Source organism: Clostridium sp. OM05-6BH, assembly GCF_003481635.1.
Lineage (GTDB): Bacteria > Bacillota > Clostridia > Lachnospirales > Lachnospiraceae > Butyribacter.
Window position 1 is genome coordinate 1 of record NZ_QULH01000041.1, and the last position, 3147, is coordinate 3147.

A 3147-nucleotide genomic window follows, 5' to 3' on the forward strand; every position below is an offset into this window, starting at 1 on the left:
AAGATACCGGCTCTCCCGGTTTGCCCTCACATCCGTTATAAATAGCGGTCTTATAAACTTTAGCCCCACCTAGGTTCGGATAAGTATCTGTTCCGATGGTCTGTCCCCAGATGGAGCCATCGTAAGTCACAGTGTCATCACCTTCTCCGGTTGAGCAGCCCTGTGACAGGAGATACGCAACTTCACCGGTCTTGTACTGCTCTGTTGTTTTTCCCTCAATTTTTGTAGTCATTCCGCTATTCGTGCCTATCGCAGCTCCTGTATAAACGGTGCTGTCATAATAACAGTTTGTGATGGTTCCGTTATTCCATCCGTTCACGCCTCCTACATATCCACTACCACTAACACTACCGATATTATAGCAGTTTGTGATGGTTCCTTTATTCCATCCGTTCACGCCTCCTACATAACGTTCTATACCACTGACGCTACCGGCATTATAACTATTTGTGATGGTTCCTCCGTTATTATCTCCGCTCACGCCTCCCACATAACCTTCGCTACCACTGACGCTACCGATATTATAGCAGTCTGTGATGCTTCCGGTATAATTAATTCCGCTCACGCCTCCTACATATTCTAAGCCACTGACGCTGCCGGCATTATAACTGTTTATGATAGTTCCTTTACTATTATATCCGCTCACGCCTCCTACAAAACCGCTACTACCACTGACGTTTCCGGTATTATAACAGTTTGTGATGTTTCCGGTATCATTATATCCGCTCACGCCTCCTAGAGTTCCTAAACCACTGACGCTGCCGGTATTATAACAGTTTGTGATAGTTCCGGTATAATTATTTCCACACACGCCTCCTACCTTGCTGGTACCATAGAAATAAGAATCCAAAATACCTGCATTGGCAATCTTACCATTGTTACGACCGAACAATCCCACATCATAACTATCCTCTTGATTGAAATACAATCCACTGATTGTGTGGTTTTGTCCATCAAATATACCAGTGTATGGACTTGCGCTAGTTGCTATCGGTGTCCATTCCTTGAATGTTCCCTCATTTACTGTTCCATCCGACTTCAGAACATTTTTATTCACAACAATATCCGCGGTCAGGACTGCATTCGCCGATGCATTCTGCGTCTCGCCCGAAAGTGTACCATTTACAAGTCCTGCAAACCAGTAAAGCTGACCTGCATTACTGATCTCGTAAACCGCATCCTTGCTACCGTCCCCATCCATATCATACTTGTCTGTGGTGAGATCTGCCGGCTGGTATACCTCATTACATGCGCAGAAACCATTCTCGCCGATGCTGTGAGTTTCTGTTTCCTTCGTCACATATCCGATCGGACAGTCTTTGCATGCCACGTTTTTTATATGTTCCTTGTCATCTTTCCAAGTGTATGTAACATCACCGTCTTTGTTATGTGTATGCTCTTCTCCATCTACCAAAAGGCTCGCACCATCTGCCAAAGTGAGTTTCTCCGGATTAGTAATACTCGCACCACTCTCAAATTCAATGCTTTCCCCACTTGCAATCGTTAAATCTTCTTTTAAAGTGGCTTTACCATATACATATGTTTTCGTTACAGTCTCTTTGGTATCAGCATCTTTCCATTGCTTTGTGATGACAGAGTTGCTGAAGGAAGCATCCGTTAATACAGGTTTCTGACAGTCTAAAGCACGACTAACCACAATCTGGCTTCCTGATACATTAATTCGTTGATTTGATCTAATTACCTCACCTTCGTATCGATCTGTTGTTGCTTTCGCTTCAACATAACTGTCTACTATATTAATTTCATCACCACGAATTAAGTTTGAATCATCCATATTATTGGCTACCACATGACTATTTTTAATCGTTACGCTACCGTTACAATCAATTAGGGAAGGCTTCAGCGTTGCTCCTATAATATTTAAATTACTATTAGTCGGATTACCTACTGTACTAATTGTTCCACAACTTAAACTTCCGTTATAATTGCTACCATTTATTTCTAGTGTTTGCTCAATCTGACCATCCGTTAAGCTACTTTGAATCATCCCCATAGTATTTGTTCCGGATAAGATAATCGCAAGATTACCGTTAAAACTCGAAATGGTACCAGAAACAGATGCACCGTCCAATACAAGTTGATTCTTCGTGCGGTCATAATACCAATTGGTTCCCTGATATATCGTATCATTACCAGAGACTTCATTATTTTGAAATTTCCCATTATCAATAATTTTAGTTGAGCCTATCGTCAAATATTGAGGAGTGGTTCCCACTGCAGTCTCCTCCGCCTCCGCATTCATCACGCCCCAGCCGCTCACATCTACTGCCGACAGCACCATAAGCGCTGCCATTGCTCCGGCAAGTATCCGTCTTGCTCCTCGTTTTCTTTGTTTCATATCTTCCTCCCTTTCTAATATTACATATCCACCAGATCAGACCACTTCCTTATTCCTTTCATCGATTTTCGGAAAACGGCACAAAAGGTGTCTCCGGCTCACCACTTGTTGTAATAATATCCTCTGTTTCAAACTCTACAATCTCCATCTCCGGTACTTCATATCTCTCTTTCATAATCTGATACTCCTTTCATTTTTGTATGAATTCTGTGTTCATGTCCATGTACTCTTGCTATTCGGTTACCTTGATCGTTCACTTACTAATTGGATTGGCATATAGACTGCGCGGTATATGCATAATTGGAAAATGCTTTCACCAGTGTCACCAGAGCATCCTCATAAGTCCCCTCCTGAGCTTGTAATACCTGATAACAGTACATCATCGCACAGTAATCTCCACTCAATGTGTTCGTGCCATCCGTTACGGTAAATGTTTTTAAATTTCCCAACTCATTCGCTCTGATATTTTCCAGAGACAGAATATAATACTGACCTCGTTTCACCGGTGTGATTTCTTTTCCGTCTACGATAAAATTCAGCTTTGACACATCGATTCCTTCCTTCGGTTCATAGAAGATATTCAATGTAGTTTCCGATTTCAATACCATGCTAAGTCCGGCAAATTGTCCAAGCACTTTATTTTCAGCCTTATTTGCAACAAAATTATCAATATAACCCTCAAATCGATCCAGTATTTCCAACTCATTATCATTTAAATACTTATTTGCCAGCTCATCCACCGCCTTATTAAAATACTTCTGTGAGCAGGCACCATAATTCAACATCGC

General features: G+C 41.8%; 2 protein-coding genes. Both read right to left on the bottom strand.

What is annotated here, in order from left to right; genetic code table 11:
• Nucleotides 1-2359, bottom strand: a 2359-nt coding sequence (locus DXB73_RS14270; RefSeq protein ID WP_279221384.1) for a GLUG motif-containing protein, incomplete at its 3' end; no start/stop codon positions are given.
• A gap of 260 nt (nt 2360-2619) precedes the next feature.
• Nucleotides 2620-3147 (bottom strand): hypothetical protein (locus tag DXB73_RS14635; protein ID WP_182448519.1); only part of this gene is annotated, 528 nt, incomplete at its 5' end.